Source organism: Microcoleus sp. B7-D4 (assembly GCF_036705125.1).
In the GTDB taxonomy this organism is placed as follows: Bacteria; Cyanobacteriota; Cyanobacteriia; order Cyanobacteriales; family Microcoleaceae; genus Microcoleus.
Genome location: NZ_JAUBTT010000218.1, coordinates 1 through 3,293 on the forward strand (window position 1 = coordinate 1; position 3,293 = coordinate 3,293).

General features: G+C 46.9%; 1 protein-coding gene. It reads left to right on the forward strand.

From position 1 onward, the window contains the following. Positions 1–604 precede the first annotated feature (604 nt). Positions 605–3,293 (forward strand): DUF4347 domain-containing protein (locus tag QUB12_RS36855; protein ID WP_333311037.1); only part of this gene is annotated, 2,689 nt, incomplete at its 3' end.

Sequence of the window (3,293 nt, forward strand, 5' to 3'; positions counted from 1 at the left end):
AGCTTGCAAATAGGTTCTATAAACCCGCCCGACCCCACGAAAAATCCTCTTATTGATATTGCTGCAAGATGTCAGGTACTCTCAACTTTTAAGAGCGATCGCACCTGAAAGTCAAAATCTGCCAATTTTTAGGAAATTAGTATTTTCTGTATATTTACGGTTCAATCTGTCTGAGCCAGCCTCAATGTCACCAGACTAAGAACAGCAGCATGAGGGGTGAGACCCCTTATGCTGATAAATCCGTAAGTAATTTAGCATATAACTAACCTTAGACCTGATATCATTTTTCCCAGAAAGAGAGCATATTCGCTAATACAAAGGCTGTTACCCCTTATTCATGTTAGAATTTGCAGCGCTCGGCCGCATCAGGACATCCAAGGGCGATCGCAGTAAATCCTGTCTAATGATTGACAAACATCACAATTGACAAATATAGGTTACTATTATGTCTCATAAATAAAGAACTTTCAAAGCTTTATCTTTGAAAGTTTATCGTCATCTAGGAAAATGGGCAGCTTAGATTTAGCACCCAAATTAACCAAAAATCAAAACCATCCCAAATCTGTCAACTTGGTCATCTACACAAACACGGAAATCTACCAATATGGAAACTAAAATCTTGAGACAAGCTAGCCATAAAGCAGAGACGGCTAGCCGAAAAAATCTAGCAATTGTGGATTCAAAAGTAGAAAACTACCAAGAGTTGCTCAGGGGAGTGAAATGCGGTACAGAAGTAGTCTTGCTCGATAGAACCCGGGATGGAATCGAGCAAATCACCGAAATTCTGGGTCAGCGCAGCAACATCACCAGCCTGCACATAGTTTCTCACGGCCGAGAAGCAGCAGTAGAAATCGGCCGGGCGGAACTTAATATTAATAATCTAGAAACCTACAGCAACCAATTGCAGCAGTGGGGAAAAGCCCTTAGCGAATCCGGCAGCATTTTACTTTACGGCTGTAACATAGCCGCAGGCGAATCCGGCATTAAATTCATACAAAAACTCAGTGAAATAACAGGAGCAAATATTGCTGCTTCCAATAACCTAACAGGGAGTGCAGCATTAGGTGGCGACTGGGAATTAGAAATTACTACAGGACAAATAAATACCGAAATAGCCTTTGAAAAAGAAGTCATAGAAGGCTACACATCAGTCCTCGCTACCTTAGCGGCTGAAGAATTTAAAAATACAACAGCGATCGGGCCTTGGATTTATAATAAGGAAGGTTCACCTCCTGGCTTAACCGCAGGTAGTACACCAAACCCCAGCGGAGTTATTCCTGCTTTAGGGACTGGCGATCCAGAGGATCAAGGTACTTTGAGATTAACATCAAACGCCTTTGACCAATCAGCTTTTGTAATCTACAATAACCCCATCTCAGCCACTGAGGGTCTGAGAATTACCTTTGATTTCTTTGCCTATAACAGAGGTACTGACCGGTATAAACCTGCGAATGTTGACCTCCTTGGTGCCGATGGCATTAGTTTTTTCCTGATTGACGGAACAGCTACGCCAACAGCAGCGGGAGGCTTTGGCGGCTCTCTCGGCTATGCTCAGAATAATAGGAATGGAATTGTACCGGGTATTAAAGGAGGTTATTTAGGTGTCGGATTAGACGAGTTTGGCTTTTTTTCTGCCAGTCAATCAGGATCGGGAGGGCGTGTGGGCGGCCCGGAGCAGCGACCGGATGCAGTAGGAATTAGAGGCAGCGAAAGCAGATCTTATAATTTTTTAACTAGCACTGTCGTTCCCGGTGGCATAGATAATATAGCTGCAACCAGTCGCACGTATGCTAATACCAAAAGAAGCGTCCAAATTACCTTATTTCCAGCGAATTCACCAACATTTCCTAACCGTCTGACAGTTGCCTTAGACTTGGACGGTAGTGGCACATTTGATGCGGGCGAAACACTGCTCGACATACCAAATTTGGAACCCATAAATGGAAAAGTGCCACCTACTTTTAAATTTGGCTTTGCTGGTTCGACAGGGGAAAATACAAACATTCACGAAGTTAACAATGTCATCGTTCAAAGTATAGATGAGCCTGCACTCAAAGCCGACGTTTCCATTGTTAAAAAAGGCCCGCTCTATGCCACACCCAACAGCACCATTACCTATACGATTACCTCCACAAATAACGACGGGCCAGACAGCGCCGAAAGCGTCCTGATTCAAGATCCCCTGCCCGCAGGCTTAAGTTTCGTCAGCGCCTCCGACGGCGGTACTTTAGACAGCAAAACGCGAACTGTCATATGGCCGGCGATTCCGACTCTGGCTAAGGGTGCTAGCGAAACCCGCACCATCACCGCAAGAGTTCCGGCAACAGTCGGCGCTTCCTTAACTAACAGTGCCTATAGCACCTCCAGCACTTACGACCCAGATCTAGGTAACAACAATAGTTCCCAACCCATCTCTCAAGTCTCAACTACAATTGTTGCTGCTCTTGCCGACGTTGTTACCACCAAAATCGGGACTACAGCAGCAGCACCGGGTGAAACAGTTACTTACACAATTTCGACAGTCAACAACGGCCCAAGCACAGCCGCAAACGTCACCGTTACCGACAGCATTGTTCCCGGTTTAAATATAGTTAGTCTATCCAACGAGGGTGTTTACAATGCAGATACTGGGATTGTCACCTTCCCAGCGATTCCCAGCTTGCCTTCCGGTGCTCCTCCTGCCATTAACACAGTCCGCTTCATCGCACCTGCATCTGCATCCGGCAGCGTCAGCAACACCGCCAGAAATACCTCAGCTACCCCTGATCCTTTTCCTGAGAACAACAACGGTACTGATCCGCTTGCTACAGTCACCACAACTCTGACACCTAGTGCCGACGTTGTTACCACCAAAACCGGGGATACGGCAGCAGCACCGGGTGAAATAGTTACTTACACAATTTCGACAGTCAATAACGGCCCAAGCACAGCCGAAAACGTCACCATTACCGACACCATCGTTCGCGGTTTAACAGGAGTCAACGGCGGTGTCTACGATGAGAATACAGGCATTGTCAGCTTCGCGCCCGTTCCCAGCTTAGCCAGCGGTGTCACCGTCACCAACACAGTCAGCTTCATCGCACCTGCATCAGGCAGCGTCACCAACACCGCCAGAAGTACCTCACCCACGGCTGACCCCACTCCGGGCAACAACGAAGCTCCCTTCACCACAACTCTCACACCTAGTGCCGACCTAGTTACCACCAAAACCGGGACTACGGCAGCAGCACCGGGTGAAATAGTTACTTACACAATTTCGACAGTCAATAACGGCCCAAGCACAGCCGAAAACG